Genomic DNA, 21,427 nt, shown 5'->3' with positions numbered 1-21,427 from the left:
AGACAACATTGTAAGCGTTACTCATTTGCTGGCACATCTTTTAAGGTCCATTCAATTGCCCCTTCATAGGTTTCAGCCTTGACTTTTCCGGGAGTGGTTTTGAGCATCAGACCCGTTTCTCCTTCTAGCCAATCTGCCGATAACTCAATCGGGTGATCATCTTGACTTTTACCTGTATAAATACTGACACTTTCTTCACTCAAAGGGATTTCCTGCCCTTCTTGCCTGTAAACAATTGCTTCTGGCAACTGGGCCCCACTTGAACTGGTCAGTGCTTGCGTCATTCTAGCACTTAAACTGACGGGACTTTTCTCACTGCGAGTATCCTGAATCATTAATTTCCCTGTCAATTCTTGCAAAGGATAACGTTTAGCTTTTGCACTAATAGCTAGATGTTCTCCGAAAGAAAAAAAGCTAGGAACACTTAACTGTAACTCACCTGTCTTAACGGTCAGGATAGTCCCGGCTTTAAACAAGGCATCGAAAACAGGTGTATCTGTGACTGGATTGCGATTGCCAACTTGGTCTTGTAGGAAAAACTGCACCTTTTCCTTGGGTTTTAATGGCTCTGCCAAGCTTAATTCCCAAGTACCATCTTCTTTAATGATCGTCTTAACAGGCTGCCCCCCTTCAGTAACGGTGACACCGTTCAACTCACAGGTCAGTTCTGCCCCAGCTTCACTGGCTTTGCCTCTTACTTGCTGGTTATCAGGCGCCACTTGAACGTCATAAACAGGCTCTGGCGGTGTCAGATCACTGACCATTTTCTCGAAGATTTGAACAGTTGGTAACTTGATGATTAAGCCGACTTTAATAGTTGTCCCAGCCACATTTAACGACTTACCTTTGTACGTTAAATACCCCTCTTTATCGGTCGGAATATCTTTGTGGCGAATCCCATAACTATCGTCAATATATGCCATATACTGATTTTGGCCAGCATAAATCGGGGTTGACGTTACCACGCCCTCGCTGTTAGCCCCATTATTATCAGGTATTTCGCCTAGTTTAACCCGCGCTCGAATGCTTAAATGAGCATCAGTCAAAGGGTCAAATTCAAGTGTTGGCAGGTGTTTGACAGACGTCATGCGGCTGATATAGGTCATTTCAAATGCCTCTTGCAACTGGAGATTGTCTGAGGTCACTTTCTGCATGTTACCACTACCAATAACCTGCAAATGGGCCACATTTTCGTAGGCATAATCCGGCGGCCCCTGATTGTTGTTAAAGGTGTACCAAATCGCCATATCCCCTTCCGTAATGTCAAAGGTATTGGCAATTCGGTTCCCCGTTCCTAAACTAATGGCTCGAGAGGTCTCTTTATTGCCGAGATTGCGGATATCAAAATAGCGGGGACGAGTCAACTGAAAGGTATTATTTGAGAACGTACCGTTACTGATATTCACAGCACTTTCACTTGTTCCCATGCCAATGATTGTTACACTAGCACCTGGTTCTGCTGTAAAACTGGTATTGCTAGCAGCAAAATTGACCACAGGTTTGTTGGCGGCATTTTTTAAGTTAACCGTAGCATTTCGTTTAATGGAGACATTTGAGTTAGCAAAATTAAAGCGCACACTATTCCCAGGCATATTAACATTAAAATTAGCTTCTTCCCCAATCGTCAGAGTTGTATAATAGTGAAAGACAGCTGGGTAAGACGTGCCCGCTTTTTGCGATTGCATCAAAAAAACATCGCTTCGGGCTCCCACGGTAAACTCCTGAGTATAGCCAGTATCGGTGGTTCTAGCCGCTAGATTATAATAAAAAATCGAAAAATCATAATGGTTGACATTCCCCCGGTAAATGGTCTCCTCTTCCATTTTTAAGCTACCCAGATAAAAGTTTTCAGCTCGCGTATCGATCTTCATTTGACCGTAAAGGGTCACATCAGCATACTGAGCGCGAGCTAATCGCTGAACGCTAGCTTCAGTCGTCACATTCCCAAAACGGTAATGCCACTTGCCGCTGTAGGCCGTTAATCGAGACCCGACAATATCCTCTGAATACCCACCTGCATAACGTTGCTCCAACATAATATCGTGGAGATGAAAGGTCGGTCGAGCATTACCCGGGTCCCCTAAAAAAAGGGAACTTCCTTGAAAATTAACCCGATGGCCATTGCCGTTTATTTCAAGTGAGCGCGTAATAGCGTAGAGATGGAGAGATTGAGGATCCCCTTCACCTGTCGTTCTTGGATTGCTGAAATTAGCAGTTAGCTGAATCAGGTAGATGTTGGGATCTTTAACAGCTGCTGCGAACTCCGCCCAAGTTGTCACCTCTGCCTCACCTGTGACTTGATCGCTCGTCATTTTTTCCGGTTCCGCGCTGCTTTCAATCATTTCCACACTCGCTTCCCTTTCAATTAACTCAACTTGACTGTTGGCTGTCTCTGCCCCTCCTTCTAACGACTCACTATCGGTTTGTCGCCCTTGCTGAATCGTGATATTAACTTCGTTGGATATCACTTCCTCCTGCTGAATGGTACTAGTTAACTGAAGCTGATAGTCCCCTGCTTCACGGGCGATCATCACCACTTCAATCGGTTCTTTTAAGATTGGTGTTGCCGTTAGTTCTAGCTTTTCTTCCGACTGCTCTTGAGTGGTGATAGTCGTGATGCTTAAGACTCGCTCTTCTGGTCGCCACTCCAATCGATGGTGAGCTGTTTGGCTCGTCATTGGACCTTGATAGTCAAGGCCATTTGGCAAAGCTAAGTAGGCCACCCCTACGGCATCATCTACGGTTGCCCTAAGCCTCAAGGTCTGGCTGATATAAGCCTCTTTTTCCCCTGACAAATGTAAAAGAAGAGAGTCTTCCGATGTCCCCAAGACAACCAAGGGCAAACAAAACTGAAGGAAAAGACAAACAATTATGCCCCATAGGCTTATCTTTTTCATAACATTCCCCTCTTTATTTTTCGCTTTGTTCCGGCTGTTTTTGCTTTTTAGTCAATAACACCAGTAAGACGATCACAACTAAAGTTAAGACAGCTAAGACCAGATACAACACCCAACCATAATCGCGTTTAATCGTGACATCCTTGGCATTTAACTCTTTGGCCACTTCCGCTTTAATGGTAAAATCTTTCTGCCATTTCCACTTGTGCTCTTTTGAGGTAGCTTCCATGGTCAATGTATAGGCACCTGGAGTCAATTTTTCACCATTTAATGGAATGGGTAAGTCAAAATTGGTATTAGGTGCCATTTGCAGATCATTTTTTGTTTCTTTATACAGAACCTCTTTTTGCCCCTTTTTAGTGATGGTCGTATTGACTGCCAGTTTATTGACAAAGGTCGGCGTGATATTTTGAAGGTTGGCCTTAATCACGTTGCGAAAGTTTTTCTGACTGGCTTCCACTTGATTTAAGATCAGCTCAGGCTCAACTTCTTCTTGAGATTCTTGCAGAACAATGGCCACCGCATAACTGTAGCGATTTTCAATGGCTATTTCTTTGGCATCGGTCTGTTGTGTGCGCTCTTCTTGCTGTTCTTTTAAGGTGATGCCTCCCACCAATTGTCCCACAACCTTTTCCTTGGGCATCTGAATGGTGACAGGTAATTTGACGGAACTTTTGGCAGGAACCAGAGTACTTTCAGGGACCTCCATAAGTTCTGTTATGTCATTGACCAAACTATCATCTTTCTGACTCTTGCTTTCACTGTATTCGACAACCCCGCCACTGTTGGTTGTGGCACTGTGAATCTCAGCCTTGATGGTAATCGCTTGATCGGTATCATTATTTAAGGCAATCTGAACGGTTTGCTTTTGATTGGTCGTCATTAACAGATCGAAATAACTCTTTTTAGCATCCAATTGATTGGTTGGTAATTCCGTTTGAACCGAAAAATTTAACTGAGACGCTTCAGCTTTTTTCATGGCGATCAGGCTACTTCCTGAAAGCAAGACAACCACCATTAAAATTTCAACTATTTTTTTCATACGGCACCCTCTTTTCATTTTTCTATATCCCTATCTTAACAAGGTCTGATTGTCGACTTGTGTCAACTTTTCTAGAATAAAACGTTAATTTTTGAGAAGCACCTAAAAAATGACCACTTTAAAGCCCTAAATGGACAAAAAAAACCACCCCAAAATCTATTGGAGTGGTTTGATTCGCTTTTTTAGCGACAACTTAGTTGAACCAGTTGGTGGCATAACTCTGGATAATCGATGCCTGCCGCAGCGGCTTCTTGTGGTAATAGGCTAGTCGGCGTCATGCCTGGTAAGGTATTGGCTTCCAGACAATAGGTTTGACCTTCTTTATTCACTAGGAAATCCACTCGCGAATAAGCACCTAAGCGCAAGATGCGATGGACCTTTAATGCTTCATGGCTCAATTTTTCTGCTAAGTCTGGACTAATCATCGCTGGACAGACTTCTTTTGTCCTTCCTGTTTGATACTTGTTCTGATAGTCATAAAAGCCAGAGGTTGGCATTATTTCAATGATTGGTAAGGTTTCACCTGCCAAAACCCCCACGGAAAATTCTCGTCCAGTAATCAATTCTTCTATTAATAACGTAGGCTCAACAGTTCGAGCCCATTCAATCGCTTCATAGAATTCCTTTTCGGTTCTAACAAGAGACACGCCGATCGAAGAGCCGCCACTGACTGGCTTTATCACACAGGGCAGCTCAGCCTCTTGAAACATGACAGGACTGTCATCTACTAGATTTACTTCGCGCCAATTAGGAGAGTGAATACCATAGGCTGCCATCAATTGTTTAGAAAGTACTTTATCCATCGCTAATAGGCTACCGCTGTAACTGGAACCCGTGTAAGTAATACCATGAACGTCAAAGGTGGCTTGAATTTGACCATTTTCTCCCATGGCTCCGTGTAAGGCCAAAAACGTAACATCCGCACTTTGACAAATACCCAAGACATTTGGACCAACCAATGCGCCATTATTTGGGTTTTCCGCCATAAGTTCAACTAAATCTGGCGGTGTTACTGGTACCTCATACTGATAATGTCTTTGCTGGTGCTTTTCAAAGGCCTCACCGAAGTCCTGACTATCTGGAACCCCATGGTAGACATCGATCACTAGAACCTGATGGCCTTTTTCCATTAAGCCATTAGCTACCATCGCGCCAGAACTTAATGACACATCACGTTCTGGGCTTAAGCCTCCTGCCAATACTACTACCTTCATATTCATCCCTCAATTCGCTTTTATTAGCCCCTATCATAGCCTATTCTCCTTTGAGTTTGACACTTTTCAGGAAAAATTAATTATTTTTTAGACATTCTTTCCACACTTATGGCCATCGACTTTGGTTTCTTTCATCTTGATTGGCTCCCTATTTTGACCTGCCTAAACAACGAATAGTTATCCTCTTAGCCTCTGGTTAAGTAAAATCGAGGAAGGCTATGAGGCCAATTCTGATTGATAGTTGCGATGCTAAAAACAGTAAAAGCCCCTCACTTGCAAGGAGGGGCTCCGTCTATTTCAGTTGTGTAGTGGTAGCCGACACTCCCTTTTGATGGCTAAAGCTAGATGTTCTTCAAACTATTTTTCATTTTAATCGGTAAAATCAGCTCATTCCAGAGAAAGGTTTCAATGTCCTGCTCATCCAGTGATTGAACGGAAACCACCACCTCTTCTGCTTCCAATACGTAAATCAACTGACCATACTTTCCTGCTACTTGATAAGATAGTTCGTCGTTACTCATCCAAATTTGGTAGCCGTACCCATGTTCCGGCCCGTGTTCCTCATAATGATTGCGTGTGGCGGCTTCGACAAAGGCTGGAGAGACGATTTGTTTGCCCTGATAGTTGCCTTTATTGATTAATAACTGGCCAAAGCGAGCCATTTCATCAATGGTCACAAATAACCCATTAGCTCCGGTCGTATGACCCATGGGACAATGGAACCAATCTGGGCTGTAAATCCCCAAAGGAGCAAATAGGCGCTCTTCCAAATAGCTGCACAGGTTAGCCCCATATTTTTTCTCGATTAAACAGCTCAATAAATAGGCATTAAAGTTGGAATAGAGAAAATGAGTCCCTGGTTGGTGTGCAAATTCTGCCGCAAAAAAATGGGAAAGCCAATCTTTAATTTGATAGCGTTCTGGTGTGCTAAAAAAGAATAAGGGATCTTTTAACCCACAGCTCATTGTCAGTAAATGTTCCACCTTGATCTCGTAGACTTTTGGGTCAGCATCGATGGGAATAAACTCTGGAAAACTGTCGGCAATGGTTTCATCTAGACTAATAAGGCCTTCATCAATGGCAATACCTGCCCCAATGGCGGTAAAGCTTTTACTGGCTGAAAAACTGTGAAACCGTTCCTTATCATTAAAGCGGTTAAATTCCGCTACTAGTTGTCCTCTTTGGTGAATTTGAATGGCATTAATCACATGTTGGTTGTTGGCTTTTGTTAAAAATTGCCCTAATAATTTATCCATAACTAGCTCCTTTGATTGGTTTAGAGTATATCTCTAGTTTAACATAAACACACACCGACTGTCCTTTGACGGAAGTCGGCGTGCCCCTCTTAGTTACTATAATAAATTTGTCCAACTTTCGGTGCCAGACTACTGGAACCAATATAGACGTGATACTCTCCCGGATCTGTTTGGCTTTCTAAATGACTGTGAATATAGGCTAAATCCGCTGGCTCAATGGTTAGAGTCACCACTTTTTCTTCACCTGGGGCCAAAAACACTTGAACAAATTGCTTAAGTTCTCGTTTTGGTCGGGCTACTTCTGCGACGAGGTCTTTTAGATAACATTGGATCGTTTCTTTGCCAGCTAGTTTCCCTGTATTTTTGATTTTGACATCAAAGGTGATCGACCCTTTTTCAGCCAGTTGCTCACTTGATTGTACAACGGACCAGTCAAAGGTCGTATAACTTAGACCATAACCAAATGGCAAGACAGGGTCGTTACTAACATCCAAATAACGTGAGATGTACTTTTGATCTTGATTTACTGAAGTTAGGGGCCGTCCCGTTCTTAATTGATTGTAATACAAGGGAACTTGACCGACCTTGGCCGGAAAACTCATGGTTAACTTGCCTGAAGGATTGACTGCTCCCAATAAAATATCGGCAACTGCATGTCCTCCTTCTGACCCTGGAAACCAAGCTTCCAAAACCCCTTGGCTGTGGTCTAAAACTTCCCTTAATTCCAAGGGGCGACCATTAAATAATACCACGACAATTTGTTGATTAAAGGCATAGAGATCCTTTAGTAGCTGAATTTGACTAGCTGGCAAGGTGATAGCGGCTTTACTGGCTGCTTCACCGGTTTCTTCCGAACTTTCACCCAAGGCTACTACTAACGTATCGACTTCTTTAGCCAAGGTCAACATCTGGGCTTTCTCCTGATCGGTAAAGACTAACGGATCTGCCGTCCCCACTACAGGTAAGTCGGGTAAAGTAGCTCTTAAGCCCTCTGCCACGGTCACGCTTTTAGATAGATCGCCGATCCAGGACCAGGCCCCTAAAATGTCATGAGACGTGGCTAGCGGACCGACTAACCCAATTTTTTTGGCAGTATTTAAAGGTAAAATCTGCTCATTTTTTAACAAGACCATGGACTGACTGGCAATTCGGCGAGAAGCCGCGGCCAGTTCTGATTGGACTGCCCATTGACGCTCTGCTAATAAACCACGGTAAGGATCCTCGAATAACCCTAGGTCTGCTTTTAGTTGCAGAACCCTTAAAACGGCTTGATCAATTAAGTCCTGGGAAATAGCCTCTGAGGCAACTAAGGCCTCCAAATTTTGTTGATAAGCTGGTGTCATCATGTCGATATCCACACCGGCCTCAATCGCCAATTGGGCGGCCTGTTTTAAGTCTCGGGCAACTCCGTGAGGGATCATTTCCCAAATGGCGGCCCAATCGGAAATCAGTACTTGCTTAAAGCCCAAATGCTCCCGCAAAATCTTGTTCATCAGCCACTTATTACCACTGGCTGGGATCCCATTAATCGTGTTAAAGGACGTCATGACTAATTTAACCCCTGCCTCAATGGCCGCTTTAAAAGAAGGTAAGTAGTACTGATACAAATTAATGGCAGAGATATCGACCGTATTGTAATCACGACCACCTTCAGCGGCGCCATAACCGATAAAATGTTTGACACAGGCGGCTATTTTTTGATAATCACTGGCCAGATTTTCAGCATCTCCCTGATACCCTTTAACAAACGCCGCAGCAAACAAGCCATTTAAATAAGGATCCTCTCCCGTACTTTCCATAACTCGGCCCCAGCGCGCGTCTCTCACTAGATCAACCATCGGTGAAAAAGTCACGTGAACCCCGGCATCACTTGCTTCTCGTCCAGATAAACTGGCCATTTCCTCGATTAAGTCTGGATTCCATGATGAGGCTAAGCCTAAGGGCACGGGAAAAATCGTCTCATAGCCATGAACCACATCGGCCATAAACATCAGAGGAATTTTCAAGCGACTTTTTTCCAAATACCTTCCTTGAATTTGAATCACTTGTTCTTTTGTATGAGTACCTAGGACCGAACCAATTTGAAACAAATCCTCTTGGGTCAAGCCTAGTTCCTGCAAGGGTCCCGTAATTTCCCCTGCTCCTTCTTCAAAAAAATTAGGGGTCAACTGGACTAGTTGTCCAATTTTTTCGCTTAAGGTCATTTCTGATAATAAGCGTTTGAGATTCATTTAATTCGCCTCCTTCGCTAACGCCTTTATTGAACGATAGACCGCGCCAATTATCCCGGCCTGATTAAAAAACTGACAATTTCTTATTGCTGGCAGTTGAACATTTCCCATGTCGATATGCCCCTCTTTCAAGGCCCTGACACGACGATTCAATTCCATCATAAATGACGGGTTACTGCTAATAGCCCCACCGATTAGCACAATTTCTGGATCAAAGGCAATCGCCATGTTAAACACTCCGATTGCTAGACGATCGTAAAAGACATCGATCAGTTGTTGAGCCACTTCATCACCTTCTGCGGCCAAACGAAAGACCGTCTCACCATCAAGTTGGTTGATTTCATAACCGGACTGACTGATTTCATAAGGACTAACCACCCCGCACTGGACCGAACCCGTCAGGCTAAGGGTGGCTAAGCGTGTATCCTGATGCTCAATAGGCTGGACCACCATAAACCCAAATTCACCGGCATTGGAATGAGCCCCTCGAAATAAGTCCCCATTGATGATGATCCCACCGCCAATGCCTGTCCCTACTACCACACATAGTAGATGCTGATACTCCCTCCCTGCTCCCAGCCATTTTTCGGCTAAGGCGGCACTGTTGGCATCATTTTCCACAAAAACTGGTAAGTTTAACTTTTTTTCCAAAAGGCCTTTTAAATCCATGTCATAAAAATCCTGAATGGAGCCACCCGTCGTCAGATATCCCGTTTCTTCCACCACTCCTGGAACACTTAACCCAACTGCTGTAAGACTGTAGTCCTGTTGATAACCATGGACAATCTCTTCAATTGTCTGGATTAATTCCGTTCCATTATGATGGGTGCTGACTTTTCCTTCTGCCAGAATATCTCCCGTTTCAGTGACTAACCCATATTTGACATTGGTCCCGCCAATATCTATTCCTACGTAATACGCCATCTTTAAACTCCTTCACTAGCGACTTGCTCAACTAGTTCTTCATTTTTTTCAATTATTATGATATCTTTCTTAACAAAACGTAGGTACATCATCGTCGGTAAGCTTATGACAAAGAAAAAGGTGCCATAACCTGCCACCGAAAGTGAGAGATAGGCTAATCCCAGCACCAGCAGTGGTAAAAAACAAGTTTTGAAGAAGGTTCCCAAAGTAAAGATAAACGCCAGTCTAAAAACTTCCATTACTTTCTGTTTCATCAATAGGACATCAATGAGGTAGATGTTCAGATTATAAGAAATGATAAAGCTGATAAACAACAACTTTATCAAATGTAAAAAAGTAGAACTGCCTATATTAGTCATTTGCAAACTACTAACAAATAGAAAGGAGGCCATATTAAACCCCATCAAAGGCAAACTACGACGAAATTTTTGTCTAAAGCTTTGTAGGAAAGGCCGCCAGACGTTCACATCATCGGTCGCCATCAAGGTGTCAATCAAAGCTGAAAAAGAGGCGCCAATCGTAACGATTGGCAGACAACACACCAGAAATAAGGCGTTTAAACAAATCAAGCGATAGATTGCCACACAAAATTGATAAAACTTACTGGTCATAGAAAACATCTGGCTTTCCTCCTATATCATTCCGATTAACTCGGTGTACGTCCCCCCCTCATTGAGAGGGCCCTGGTTTATTTTAATTTTTTAACATTATCTGCTAACTTGTCATTACGTTCTTTGGTAATTTTCTCAAAGTTATTGTTATCTCGACTTGCTAAGAAATCATCCCAGACTTGTTTGCCGGCTTTTTCATCTGTGGCTTCCAAATACTTGACAATCGCTTGGACGCGGTCGGTGTTAATTGTCGTTAAGTTCCGGGCCAAACTAGTGCCTGGTGTTGGGTCGATTTCTTCAATTTCAAAACGTGGGGCTAATTTATCATCGGCCCAACGAACCATTTGACGAATCGATGTGGCAGGTTCTTCCCCCATTGACAGGGTATAGGCTGAATCAATGGTAAACCAGTAGCTGCCTAATCCAACTGTTTTATCGAATTTAGCAATATCTGAATTGCGCAGTGCTTCGGTTTCTTCTGAAAGGACAGCTTTATTATCGACTAATTCATAGGTTTCCCCTTCAATCCCAAAGGTAGCCACCATATTACCGTATTGACTCGTTAAGTAAGTCAGTAATTCCATGGCTTTTTGCGGTTCTTTGGTTTGATTGGTAATAAAGGTGTTGGTCCAACCGCCAATCGTGCCACCACTAAAGGTTGAACGATCTCCGGCACTATTTTTAGGGCCATCGACGGCAATATACTCCTGATCTTTATTTCGTTTATTGTTATTGGACATAAATTCATTTAATCCTTTGGTATTACTATGTAGATAGGCAAAATATTTTCCTTGAGACAGTTTTTCTTTCATCGTGTTGTCGTTGTCAGAAAACTGTTCATCGCTCATTAAATCTTTGTTATACGCTTGGCGTAGGGTTTCCAGCCAAGTGATGTATTCTTTATCGGCATCTCGGTCATACCACGTGTCGTCTTTTGAGACAGGAATCGACAGGAAATCTTGGAGGGTCCCACCCATGGCGCCATCGCCGCCATTGGCAATGTCGATGGCTGTTGAAGCAAAGCCAATTAGCTCAGAGCCGTCATCGGCTTTTGGCGTGGCTTCTTTGGCTTTTTCTAAAGCACTTAAAAACCCTTCCGGTGTACTCATATCTGGTTTGCCGATCTTTTCATAAATATCTTTTCTGACAATAAAGACTTGATCGCCGACGGTATTCCCCGCGTCGTAATCATCTTGTGTCACAGAGAAACTTGGGTAACCGTAGATATTTCCGTCTTCTTTGGTATACCATTGAACCGTTTGTTTCTTAGCCGCTTCTTCTAGGAAATAAGGGTCATATTTTTCTGCTAATTGATTTAATGGCAAGGCAAATTTAGGCGCATCTTGAGCAATCGTCAAATTTTTATCAAAGGTCACTAAATCCGGTAGATTACCAGAAGCCATCATGGTGTTTAATTTTTCATCATTGCCAGAAACAATCTCCACGTCAATGTTCATGTCTTCTTTAATTTTTCGGGTGACCGTATCCACCCCCCAACCAGGTTGGGCATACCAGTCAAAGTTGACATACCATTTTAATGTGGCAGCATGATCAGTGTCTTTTTCCCAGCTTGCTGTTTTTGGATCTGGTTCAAAACGAGCTTCCGGCAGTTTGATTTCTTTCGCTTTACTGCCTGCTTTTTCTTTTGAGGAACAACCGACTAATGTAGCTAGAGTTAAAAGCGTCAATCCTGTCACTAATAATGTTTTCTTTTTCATTTTGATATCTCTCCCTTTTCGTTATTCTTTTACCGAACCAAGGGTCATGCCTTGGATAAAGTACTTCTGTAAGAATGGATAGGCCACAACAACCGGAACGGTGGTGACGACCATGGTTGCCAACTGCATGGATTGTGAGGTGGTATTTCTGACCACGTTTGTCCCGGTCGCAACAGCTGGTGACAAGTTTTCTGAGACAATTCTAAACAACAACATCTGTAGTGGGTAGAGTGAACGATCCTCGATATAGATGTTTGCCGTCATGTAATCATTCCATTGATAAACGCCATGGAATAAGGCGATGGTTGCTAATACTGGCAGTGATAAGGGTAAAATGATTTTCAGGAAGATGGTAAAAGGGCTCGCCCCATCAATTTCCGCTGATTCTTCCAGAGACACAGGGACACTACGGAAAAAGTTCATTAAAATCACCATATCGTAAAAAGAAAAGAGAACCGGTATGATATAGACCCAAAAATTATTTAGTAAGCCTAATGATTTGAATAAGAGAAAAGTGGGTATCATGCCACCACTGACAAACATGGTCATAATCCCCATATTCATATAGAGTTTGCGTCCCATCAGGTTTGGTTTAGAAATCCCATAAGCCACAATCGCGGTCACAAAGGTATGTAGAACAACACCGATTAATGTTTTGGCAATTGAAATCACAAAGGCTTTGTATATCTGCTTGTCCTCAAATACGGTAAAATAACTTTCCAGTGAGAACTCCCGGGGCCAAAAGTACAAGCCTCCTTTAATCGAATCAGTTGCATCGTTAAAGGATAAGGCGATGATATTCCACAAAGGTAAGGCGATAATCGCCACAAAAAATATCATAAAAATAACATTAAAGACATTGAATATTTTTTCATCTTTACTGTACATCTTGTTCATGCTCTTATCTCCTTCCTAAAAGACGGATGTATCGCTAATTTTTTTCGTAATAAAATGACTGCCCACCACTAGAACTAGTGACACTAATGACACGAAGAGACCAACGGCGGTAGCATAGGAGAAGTCCCCTTGTTGAATCCCCATCTTATACACATAGGAATTAATAACCTCACTGGCCTGATAGTTAACCGGGTTTTGCAAGACCAGTGTTTGATCTAAATTTGAACCCAACAAGCCCCCTACTGACAAAATAAAATTCAGGGCAATAATGTGGCGAATCGACGGAATCGTAATGCTAATCACCTGCCTGATTTTAGTGGCACCATCCATTTTAGCTGCTTCATACAAAGCTGGATTGATACCTGTCATGGCCGCGATATAAAGAATCGTGTTCCAGCCGACTTCTTTCCAGATATCTGAGAAGACCGCCACGGACCAGTAATGTTTCGGATCGGTTAAAAACTTAATGGGTTTGGCTATCATCCCAAAATCCACTAGAATATTGTTAACTAATCCTGTATCTGACAGCCAAGTAATAAACATGCCACCCAGAATTACCCAGGATAAGAAATGAGGCAGATAGGAAATCGTTTGCACGATTTTCTTGAGTTGTTTGTTGACGATTTCATTAATTAAGACGGCTAATATAATGGCAGCGGGAAAGCCAAAGGCTAACTTTAAAAAGCTAATACCCAAGGTGTTTTTCATCACCGTCCAAAACATTGGGTCCGAAAAGAACTCCTTAAAATAATACGTCCCAACCCATGGTGCATTACCGATTGTATCAAGGACTGAATAATCCTTAAAAGCGATTACAATCCCATACATCGGCACAAAACTAAAAATGATCATCAAGATAATTCCTGGCGCAACCATTCCTTGAAACATTCCTTGGCGTTTTAAACGCGCCCAGATATTCTTCTTCGCAACTTCCCCTGTTGGGGGGTTCCCTTTTTTCAAACTTTTTTCCTCCTCTACTCTTTATCCGCCGAAATAAAAACGTTTTTATTTCGGCGGTTAAAAACCATTCGAAAGTCTATCTCTTTAAGAATGATGACTTTCGAATGACCACATCGCCTTCTAAACAAATCACTTTGCCCTCTGCTTGTTGCTCCACTTGCTGAACCAGCTGCTGAATCGCTACAACACCTTGACGGGCAATCGGGTTGCGAATCGTTGTCAGAGGCGGTGGAAAATACTCGGCAATTTCAATATCATCAAAACCTGTCACGCTGAAATCGTCAGGTACGACGTATCCTTCATCTTTCAAAGCCTTGATACAACCGATGGCACTTAAGTCATTGGCCGCCATAAAGGCGTCGGGTAAATCCACCCGGCTAGTTTCAATAAACCTTTTAACTTCTTGGTAAGTCACGGCTTCTTCAAACAGTCCCGATAACATGTACGCTTCAGGTATCCCTAAGCCACTTTCCTCCATGGCCACTTGAAACCCTCTCAAGCGCTCCTCACCATCGTATGCTCCGGGAAAGCCTTTGATAAAAGCAATTTTTTTATGCCCTAAACTGATTAAATGTCGGGTCATCTCATATCCGTCCTGAAAGGAATCAAAAACCACACTACTACTGGTTTTATTTTCAACTTTTCGATCCAGATAAACGGTTTGGATATTCTCTTTTGCCAGTAGGGCCTCTTCTTCCTCGAAAAAAACCGACTGTTCGAAAATAATATTGCCATCAAAGCGCCTGCCTAAAATATGGTTTAAAATCATGTTTTTGTTGCTAGTAATCTGAATACTCAAGACGTAGCCTAGACGTTCACACTCTTTGGCCATGGCTTCTACTAACTTATAGAAATAAGGTCCACTGACACTGGTAGTGAAAAAGCCTAACATTTTGGTCCGATTGGATTTGAGCAACTGACCATTTAGATTGGGAACATAGTTCAGTTCTTCAGCAACCGCCAAAATATGGGCTTTGGTATCAGCCTTTAAGACATCCACATCATTCAGAGCATTGGAGACAGTCGAAATAGAGACGCCTGCCGCTTTCGCCACATCTTTGATCGTTGTTTTTTCCTTTTTCACTGCCTCATCTCCTTTTCAATAAAAACGTTTTTATTTATCTATAATTTAACACAACCGTTTTCATTTGGCAACCTCTTTTTTTAAATTTAATTGCCTTCTTTCTTATAAATGGCGGATAACCCTTGATAAATATAGGTTTATCCGCCATCACGAAGTTATTATTTTTCAATTCCTAATTTGGCTTTATAGGTAGCGCCAATAATGCCAGCTTTGTTTAGAAATTGACACGGTGCGATTTCTGGTAAAACGATTGGCCCCATATCACGATGCTGACGCTTTAATTCATGCACCTGATGGGTTAATTCGGTCATAAACGTAGGGTTGCCACTGATGGCCCCGCCAATCAGAATAATTTCGGGATCAAAGGAGACTGCCATATTGAAAATGCCAATGGCTAGGCGATTATAAAAATTTCCAATGACTTCTGTTGCCTCAATTTCGCCTTCAGCTAAGCGAGCAAAAATGGCTTCCCCATCTAAATACTCATCTGAGCCGATTTTCTCCCCATACTTAAGGACAATTCCACAGCCGACAGACCCTGTTAAGCTCAAGGTAGCCATGCGAGAATCCTGATTTTGAATAGGCTCTACAATCATAAAGCCAAATTCTCCCGCTGTGGCGTGGGCCCCTTTAAACAGTTGGTCGTTGATGATGATTCCGCCACCAATACCTGTACCGACCACCACTGCCAGTATGTCGTGATACTCACGACCAGCGCCTAACCATTTTTCAGCTAAGGCCGCACAGTTAGCATCGTTCTCCACGAAAGTCGGTAACCCAGTAGCTTCCTCTAATAGTTCCCGCAAATTAATGCCATAAAAATCATGGATCGCCCCTCCCGTCACCATAAAGCCATCATTGCGAATCACCCCTGGGGCGCTGACCCCAACGGCTTTAATGTCATAGCTTTCTTGATACGCCTTCACAATCTGCGTGATTTCAGCAATAATGCAGGCCCCACTGGTTGCTGTTTTTATCTGACTGTCTTCTATGATGGTGCCTGCAGCTGTTAACAAGCCATACTTAATATTGGTGCCACCAATGTCAATCCCGACGTAATACGTCATTCATTCCACTCCTTTTGATTCAATTACGAGAGTCATGGCACCTTTCTCTGGAATGATCAGCTGTTTAATAATTTGCCCATCTAGTTTCAACCTGATAGATTGAGGGACATGACTATCATTAAACAAGACACTGACCACTGTCCCGTCTGTATTTAAAAAGGCCACATTCTTAACGAATTGATTGGTTGTTGAGCCTATGCGCTTCGCTCCCTTTTTGACCCATTTACTAAAATGGGCTAAGCCGTAATAATCCAAGGTATAGTCCAACTTTTTTGTTTCCTGATTAATGGTCACAATCCCACGGCAGGTGCTCTTGCCAAAGCCGGGAACTGTCGGTCCGTTGTGCTCATCCAATGCCATATTCCACAACACAAAGGATTTGGCATAATTCCTCATCACGTCAATTCCCGTTCTCATTAGATTGGAAAAAGCCGGTTCAAAGGCAGGAATCCACTCTCCTCCTGAGCCTTCTGTAAAATGGGTGTCAATCTGCGGATACTCATGGTGAACCCGGCTTTGAGAGATTGGACGGCCTCCATACCAATGCCAAGCAATTCCATCAATTGACTCACTGGCTTCATCCAAGACGTCAAAGGCATAATCAATCCGATCCCAGTTATGATCATAAGCAATTATTTTAGTGCTTATCCCTTGGCGCAAAAAGGCCGGTTTTAAATAATCCTTAATAAAGCGAGCTTCTTCATGAGCTAAAAACTCCATACTAGGATAATGCAAAGGCATGTACAAAGGTTCATTTTGAGGCGTAACGGCTGAAATAGGAACGCCTGCTTGTTCATAAGCTTGGATGAATTTAACAAAATAGTTTCCATAGGACTCGTAATACTCTTCCTTTAGTTTACCACCATTCATGGTATCTGTCGTCTTCATCCAGGCAGGTGGGCTCCAAGGAGAGGCAAAAACACTGATATCCGGATTAATGTCTATGGCCCATTTGGTTAAGGGCAAAATACTTTCCCGATCATGGTCAATCGAAAAATCCTTTAACTCAACGTCACTTTGACCTGCTGGCTGGTCATCGTAACTATAAAGGCTCCGGGCATAATCTGAGGCCCCCATTGGATTGCGAATGACTGACAGGCCTATACCCTTTTCTCTGTGAAATAACTGGGTCATTAAGCCCTCTTTATCTTGGGGACTTAAGACCTGATCGATTAAATAAGCTGAAGAATCGGTGAAAGAAGCCCCGAAACCATCAATTTCTTGGAACAGTTGAGAACGGTCAATCTCAATTGTTTCGCTCTCTTCGGTAGAACAGTCTTTTAGATTAACGTGTTGAAACAGGTCCTTAGGGCCTGTTGACTGATAGGCAGTGATTGTTATCATATTAATTTTCCTCGATTTTTAGTTTTGTTAGGACGTGAGTCAATAGTTTGCTTTTCAAATAGATGATCAGTGCTCCCCCTAAAGCTAACCAGATAAAGGAGAGCTTGATCAAAAAGACGGGCCAAAGTAGTCCAATCAAGGTCAACATAAAGCTGGCAACCAGCGGCACGAGATATTTCAGCGTTATCCCAAAACTTTGGCGATAGAGCTCCTTATAGGAAAAATGTCTCAGGCTGAGCAAAGGATAAAGCATTTCATTTAAGAGTAGCCACATCGCAAGGACCACCAATAGAGGGAAAACGATCCATTCTACCCCTATCAGCTTGATTGCCACTGCTAGAAATCCCATGACGCCTAAATGGGTTAGAAAGATTAGGGTGCTTAGTTGGAACGTTTCCTTGAAAGCAGTCAGATAGCTTTTCCGAATCTCAACCCTCTCACCTTTGATTAATTTAAAACAAATCCCATAGGCGGCTGAGAGAGAGGCGCCCATTGTTAGAATTGGCAGGCTGGTAACAATCAACAGTAAATTTAAGGTTATTAAATCACCCATCAAGCTCAAGCCGCGATAAATCCCACCTTCTAAACTAAAGTACTTCTGCATCTCAACGACCTCCACTGGTTTATTTTAAGCCTAATTTTTCCCGATTGTTTGCCATGTTTGCCGTACGAATCTCCGTAATCTCATCCATCTTATTTTCTTTTAGGAAGGCTTCATGAGCAGCAATCAATTGATCAAACTCCCCTTCTGATTTAGCTCGAATCGAACTGACCAAGGTTGTGGCCCAATTAGTATCAATTCCACTTAAGGCACGAGCCTCCGCCGTTCCTTGTTTCGGGTTAATATTTTCCAAAACAAAGTGGGGATACAGCTTGCCTTCTCCCCACGCTCGCGGTTGAACCAAAGCGGGTGTCGCAGCTGACTCACTGGCCATCGCCTGATATTTATCGTGGCCAAAGAAGATAAATTCACTTAAGCGAATCTCTTTTTTATAGCGATCTGGCTCATTTTCTTTCATCTCAAGAATCTCCGGCAACAACTCAAATTTCCCTTCTGAATCCACTTCATACGTTTCCCCTTCAACACCAAAGGTTGTCAAAATACCACCAGCTTCACTTTGTAAGTAAGTGAAAATTTGAATAGACTTGGCTGGGTCCACATTGGTTTTACTAATATACGTGTTCATCCAACCACTTATCCCACTTTGATTTAAGGTTGGCTGTCGCCCTTTCGTACTAGGACCGTCAATGGCGATGTATTGGCCTTCTGGATTAGCCGTTAACCACGTTTGCAAGAAGCCGCTCATTTGAGCCGTGCCACTTGCCATAATCGTCCCATACTGACCTGATTTAACTTTTTCTTCAAAGGCTACACCGTCGTCCGCAAAACTATCATCACTAATCCCACCATCCCGATGGACCTTGTTTAAGGTTTTTAGCCAGCTTAAGTAATCCTCATCTAAGTTGCGGTTATAAAATTCACCCTCGGCAGTTTCAAGAGGAACACCAATAAAATCCTGGAAAACATCCCCTAAAGAACCCACGCCTTCGCCTACTGAATTAAACCCAAAAGGAATAAGTTCTGGGTATTTTTCTTTGATTTTTTTCATCCCAGCCTGAAATTCTTCCGGCGTTCCCATAGCTGGCTCACCAATTCCCTTGTAAACATCTTTTCTAATCAAAAAATTAGTGTTGGCGGGAATCAAGCCACTGTCATAATCGGCAGCCGTATTGGAATAGTTGGGATAGCCATAGGTTTTACCATCTAACTGAAACCATTTCAGCGTATCAGCTGCGGCTACTTCAAAGAAGTAAGGATCATATTTTTCTGCTAGATCATCTAATGGCAATGCCCATGTATCAGCCTTTTGGGCCACTTTTGATTTCGCATCAAAGACGGTGACAATATCAGGCATATCGCCACCAGCAAAGAAGGTATTTAACTTCGTGTCATCCCCTGTTATAAATTTAATGTCCACGTTTAAGTCTTCTTTCATTTTTTTAGTGACCACATCTTTGCCAAAATCAGTGTTCCACCAATCAGCATTGACATACCAGGTTAATTCAGTGGTTTCTGTTTTTTTGTCTAGAGTCCAAGCTGGTGCTGTCTCATCTAGTTCATAACGATCCTTAAGCGAGATTTCCGTTGCTTCTTTGGCCTCTTTCTTGCCACAGCCTACCATTAATAACGTGCTTGCTAATGCTACTCCTGTTACGGTCTTCTTCCAGTTCATCTTCTTCGTCCCCTTTATCCTATAGTATCTGTTATTCTTTGACTGCTCCGACCATCATGCCAGAGATAAAATGCTTTTGCAGAATCGGGTAAATAATTAAAATAGGCACCGTGGTAATCACGATTGTCGCCAATTGAACGCCTTTTGTCGTGGTTTCCACAATCGCCGCCCCAGCTGCCAAACTTTGCATGGTTTGAGTTTGAGATTGAACGATGATTTCATACAATTTCATTTGCAGTGGATACAAGGCTTTATCCGTAATATACAGTTTTGTCGTCATAAAATCATTCCATTGACCAACCCCATTAAAGAGTGCAATTGTGGCCAAGGCTGGCTTTGATAAGGGCAAGTAAATCGAGGCAAATATCCGCCATTGGCCGGCGCCATCGATGGCCGCCGACTCTTCAAGTGAATCTGGCACGCCCCGGAAGAAATTCATCAAGATAATCACATCATAATAACTAAACATAGCTGGAATGATGTATACCCAAAAGCTGTTTAACAAGCCCAATGACTTAATGAGCAAATAGGTGGGAATCATCCCCCCTGAAAAAAACATGGTAATAATTCCCAGTGTTGAATACAGTTTGCGCCCTTTTAAATGGCGTTTACTCATGCCATATGCCACAGTGGCACAAAATAAGACATGCGTCACAACACCGATAACAGTTTTAGTGATGGAAATAAAAAATGCCCGCCAAATCGTGGTATCCCTGAAGACTGCTCGGTAATTTTCCAATGAAAAATCTTTGGGCCAAAAAAGGAAATGATCACTGGCTAGTGATTTTCCTGAGCTGAAAGAGGAAGCCAGCACATTCCATAAAGGAACGACGATGATAATCGTAAATAGGAGCAAAACCACTGCATTAATTAGATTAAAGAGGCGACTGTCCACATCTTTTTTCATTACTTTTGTTTGCATCTTTTCTATCTCCTTTCTATAAGACGGATTGATTATCGTTTAAACGGCTGGTGACTTTATTTGAGATCACTAATAAAATCACTGATACAATTGAAACGCCAAGCCCAACAGCTGTTGCATATGAGAAGTCTCCCTGAGTCATCCCCATGCGATAAACGTAGGAGTTAATCACTTCTGCCCGAGCCTGATTTTGAGGGTTCATCAATACTAAGGTCTGATCCAGATTTGACCCAAGTAAGCCGCTGATTGTTAAGATCAAATTTAAGCTAATAATGCTAGACATCATCGGCAGAGTAATACTGGTAATTTGTTTTAAACGACTGGCGCCGTCGATTTTAGCTGCTTCATAGTACGAAGGATCAATCTTAGACATGGTGGCTAGATACAAAATCGTTCCCCAGCCAGCTTCTTTCCAAATATCCGACAGCACCGCAATCCACCAATAAGCATCTGCATCCAGCAGGTAGTTTTTAGGTTGAGTCGCAACCCCCACCCCCATTAAAATCTGATTCAGAAGGCCCGTTGTGGATAGCCAAGTAATCAACATGCCACCAAGGACAATCCAAGAAAGAAAATGAGGCATATAAGAAATCGTTTGCACGATTTTCTTGAAGGGTCCCGCTTTTAATTCAAAAATCAAGATGGCTAACATAATCGGAATAATAAAGCCAATTCCCAACTTGAGAAAGCTGATTCCCAAGGTGTTCACCACCGATTCCCAGAAAAATTTATCTTCCATAATAATCTTAAAATTTTCAAGCCCAACCCAAGGCGCGGTCTCAATTGTGTCAATCACCGTGTAACTCTTAAAGGCAATGGACAAGCCATAAATGGGAATATAGCTAAAAATAAGCATAAATATCACACCTGGAATGACCATTGTCTGGAGCTCCCATTGACGTTTAAATCCTTGCCACCACTTTGACAGACGTTCTTTTCGCGGCAATTGCTTTAATGTTTTAAGGGTCTTCTGTTCCACCACTACTCCTCCTCCGTTAAAAGGACTTGGGAATTTCTTGTCCGTTT

Annotated in this window: 17 protein-coding genes; all 17 read right to left on the bottom strand. The window is 42.6% G+C overall.

Annotated elements, in window-relative coordinates:
• Positions 1-17: 17 nt before the first annotated feature.
• On the bottom strand, positions 18-2,897 hold the full coding sequence (locus tag RWN13_RS19765) for a pectate lyase-like adhesive domain-containing protein (RefSeq protein WP_314067263.1): 2,880 nt from the start codon (positions 2,895-2,897) through the stop codon (positions 18-20).
• A gap of 13 nt (positions 2,898-2,910) precedes the next feature.
• Positions 2,911-3,939 carry a DUF916 and DUF3324 domain-containing protein gene (locus RWN13_RS19760; protein WP_314067260.1) on the bottom strand — a complete coding sequence of 343 codons (1,029 nt, stop codon included), beginning with the start codon at positions 3,937-3,939 and terminating at the stop codon, positions 2,911-2,913.
• 182 nt (positions 3,940-4,121) lie between these two features.
• Entirely contained in the window at positions 4,122-5,153 is a 1,032-nt protein-coding gene (locus RWN13_RS19755) for a D-alanine--D-alanine ligase (protein ID WP_314067257.1), read from the bottom strand.
• 341 nt (positions 5,154-5,494) lie between these two features.
• Positions 5,495-6,409: a serine hydrolase gene (locus RWN13_RS19750; protein ID WP_314067255.1), complete on the bottom strand. Its 915-nt coding sequence runs from the start codon at positions 6,407-6,409 to the stop codon at positions 5,495-5,497.
• Positions 6,410-6,498: 89 nt separating this feature from the next.
• On the bottom strand, positions 6,499-8,640 hold the full coding sequence (locus RWN13_RS19745) for a glycoside hydrolase family 3 N-terminal domain-containing protein (RefSeq protein WP_314067252.1): 2,142 nt from the start codon (positions 8,638-8,640) through the stop codon (positions 6,499-6,501).
• A complete protein-coding gene (locus RWN13_RS19740) occupies positions 8,641-9,564 on the bottom strand; it encodes an ROK family protein (protein WP_314067250.1) in 924 nt (307 codons plus the stop codon).
• 2 nt (positions 9,565-9,566) lie between these two features.
• Entirely contained in the window at positions 9,567-10,184 is a 618-nt protein-coding gene (locus tag RWN13_RS19735; RefSeq protein ID WP_314067248.1) for a DUF624 domain-containing protein, read from the bottom strand.
• Between the two features lie 68 nt (positions 10,185-10,252).
• A complete protein-coding gene (locus RWN13_RS19730; protein WP_314067246.1) occupies positions 10,253-11,893 on the bottom strand; it encodes an ABC transporter in 1,641 nt (546 codons plus the stop codon).
• Positions 11,894-11,914: 21 nt separating this feature from the next.
• Complete coding sequence (locus RWN13_RS19725) at positions 11,915-12,790, bottom strand: carbohydrate ABC transporter permease (protein ID WP_314067241.1); 876 nt, start codon at positions 12,788-12,790, stop codon at positions 11,915-11,917.
• A gap of 15 nt (positions 12,791-12,805) precedes the next feature.
• Entirely contained in the window at positions 12,806-13,678 is an 873-nt protein-coding gene (locus RWN13_RS19720; RefSeq protein ID WP_314067313.1) for an ABC transporter permease subunit, read from the bottom strand.
• A gap of 148 nt (positions 13,679-13,826) precedes the next feature.
• Positions 13,827-14,834: a LacI family DNA-binding transcriptional regulator gene (locus RWN13_RS19715; protein ID WP_314067239.1), complete on the bottom strand. Its 1,008-nt coding sequence runs from the start codon at positions 14,832-14,834 to the stop codon at positions 13,827-13,829.
• 158 nt (positions 14,835-14,992) lie between these two features.
• The gene (locus RWN13_RS19710; protein WP_314067237.1) at positions 14,993-15,901 is read right to left on the bottom strand and encodes an ROK family protein; all 909 of its coding nucleotides are present in this window, start codon (positions 15,899-15,901) and stop codon (positions 14,993-14,995) included.
• Complete coding sequence (locus RWN13_RS19705; RefSeq protein WP_314067235.1) at positions 15,902-17,245, bottom strand: glycoside hydrolase family 30 beta sandwich domain-containing protein; 1,344 nt, start codon at positions 17,243-17,245, stop codon at positions 15,902-15,904. It lies immediately after the preceding gene.
• A gap of 1 nt (position 17,246) precedes the next feature.
• Positions 17,247-17,849, bottom strand: coding sequence for a YesL family protein (locus RWN13_RS19700; RefSeq protein WP_314067233.1), 603 nt, complete (start codon positions 17,847-17,849; stop codon positions 17,247-17,249).
• A 19-nt stretch (positions 17,850-17,868) separates the two neighbouring features.
• Positions 17,869-19,479: a sugar ABC transporter substrate-binding protein gene (locus tag RWN13_RS19695; protein ID WP_314067230.1), complete on the bottom strand. Its 1,611-nt coding sequence runs from the start codon at positions 19,477-19,479 to the stop codon at positions 17,869-17,871.
• Between the two features lie 31 nt (positions 19,480-19,510).
• Complete coding sequence (locus RWN13_RS19690; protein WP_314067310.1) at positions 19,511-20,386, bottom strand: carbohydrate ABC transporter permease; 876 nt, start codon at positions 20,384-20,386, stop codon at positions 19,511-19,513.
• Positions 20,387-20,417: 31 nt separating this feature from the next.
• Positions 20,418-21,281 carry an ABC transporter permease subunit gene (locus tag RWN13_RS19685; RefSeq protein ID WP_314067308.1) on the bottom strand — a complete coding sequence of 288 codons (864 nt, stop codon included), beginning with the start codon at positions 21,279-21,281 and terminating at the stop codon, positions 20,418-20,420.
• Positions 21,282-21,427 lie beyond the last annotated feature (146 nt).

This window comes from uncultured Vagococcus sp. (genome assembly GCF_963518325.1).
Taxonomy (GTDB): domain Bacteria; phylum Bacillota; class Bacilli; order Lactobacillales; family Vagococcaceae; genus Vagococcus_D.
This window is presented reverse-complemented; position numbering and strand designations above follow the sequence as displayed.

Bases quoted from the DNA above. Each gene is read 5' to 3' on its own strand.
- RWN13_RS19695 (WP_314067230.1), bottom strand. From the start codon at position 19,479: ATGAACTGGAAGAAGACCGTAACAGGAGTAGCATTAGCAAGCACGTTA.
- RWN13_RS19750 (WP_314067255.1), bottom strand. From the start codon at position 6,409: ATGGATAAATTATTAGGGCAATTTTTAACAAAAGCCAACAACCAACAT.
- RWN13_RS19730 (WP_314067246.1), bottom strand. From the start codon at position 11,893: ATGAAAAAGAAAACATTATTAGTGACAGGATTGACGCTTTTAACTCTA.
- RWN13_RS19735 (WP_314067248.1), bottom strand. From the start codon at position 10,184: ATGTTTTCTATGACCAGTAAGTTTTATCAATTTTGTGTGGCAATCTAT.
- RWN13_RS19760 (WP_314067260.1), bottom strand. From the start codon at position 3,939: ATGAAAAAAATAGTTGAAATTTTAATGGTGGTTGTCTTGCTTTCAGGA.
- RWN13_RS19745 (WP_314067252.1), bottom strand. From the start codon at position 8,640: ATGAATCTCAAACGCTTATTATCAGAAATGACCTTAAGCGAAAAAATT.
- RWN13_RS19705 (WP_314067235.1), bottom strand. From the start codon at position 17,245: ATGATAACAATCACTGCCTATCAGTCAACAGGCCCTAAGGACCTGTTT.
- RWN13_RS19725 (WP_314067241.1), bottom strand. From the start codon at position 12,790: ATGAACAAGATGTACAGTAAAGATGAAAAAATATTCAATGTCTTTAAT.
- RWN13_RS19765 (WP_314067263.1), bottom strand. From the start codon at position 2,897: ATGAAAAAGATAAGCCTATGGGGCATAATTGTTTGTCTTTTCCTTCAG.
- RWN13_RS19685 (WP_314067308.1), bottom strand. From the start codon at position 21,281: ATGGTCATTCCAGGTGTGATATTTATGCTTATTTTTAGCTATATTCCC.
- RWN13_RS19690 (WP_314067310.1), bottom strand. From the start codon at position 20,386: ATGAAAAAAGATGTGGACAGTCGCCTCTTTAATCTAATTAATGCAGTG.
- RWN13_RS19740 (WP_314067250.1), bottom strand. From the start codon at position 9,564: ATGGCGTATTACGTAGGAATAGATATTGGCGGGACCAATGTCAAATAT.
- RWN13_RS19755 (WP_314067257.1), bottom strand. From the start codon at position 5,153: ATGAAGGTAGTAGTATTGGCAGGAGGCTTAAGCCCAGAACGTGATGTG.
- RWN13_RS19700 (WP_314067233.1), bottom strand. From the start codon at position 17,849: ATGCAGAAGTACTTTAGTTTAGAAGGTGGGATTTATCGCGGCTTGAGC.
- RWN13_RS19720 (WP_314067313.1), bottom strand. From the start codon at position 13,678: ATGTTTCAAGGAATGGTTGCGCCAGGAATTATCTTGATGATCATTTTT.
- RWN13_RS19710 (WP_314067237.1), bottom strand. From the start codon at position 15,901: ATGACGTATTACGTCGGGATTGACATTGGTGGCACCAATATTAAGTAT.